The sequence below is a fragment of the Bartonella sp. AD328YNZD genome (assembly GCF_042196425.1).
Genome location: NZ_JBHIQG010000914.1, coordinates 1 through 506 on the forward strand (window position 1 = coordinate 1; position 506 = coordinate 506).

The window sequence follows — 506 nt, forward strand, 5'->3', positions numbered from 1 at the left end:
AATGTTGGACAAATTCTTGAGACGCACCTTGGTTGGGCATGTGCCGGGATGGGCAAGAAGATTGGCGATTTGTTAGAATTATATCAAGAAACTGGGGATATACTTCCTTTGCGCCAACGTATTGAAAATCTTATGCCTGATGATAATCATAATGAGCCAGTCCGTCAGTATGATAATGAAAGCCTTTACAAATTGGCTTTACAGATGAAGAAAGGGGTTTCAATTGCAACACCTGTTTTTGATGGAGCACATGAATCAGATATTAACATGATGCTGGAAGACGCAGGATTAGATAGTTCAGGGCAGGTTACACTTTATGATGGTCGTACGGGAGAGCCTTTTGATCGTCCAGTAACGGTGGGGTATATTTACATGTTGAAATTGCATCACCTTGTTGATGATAAGATTCATGCACGTTCTATTGGTCCTTATTCACTTGTTACGCAGCAGCCATTAGGAGGTAAGGCACAATTTGGTGGTCAGCGTTTTGGTGAAATGGAGGTTTG

1 pseudogene is annotated in these 506 nt (G+C 41.7%); it reads left to right on the forward strand.

Annotation, left to right across the window (positions count from 1 at the left end):
- A pseudogene (locus tag ACFIO3_RS15725) lies at positions 1-506 on the forward strand (DNA-directed RNA polymerase subunit beta); the annotation flags it as partial.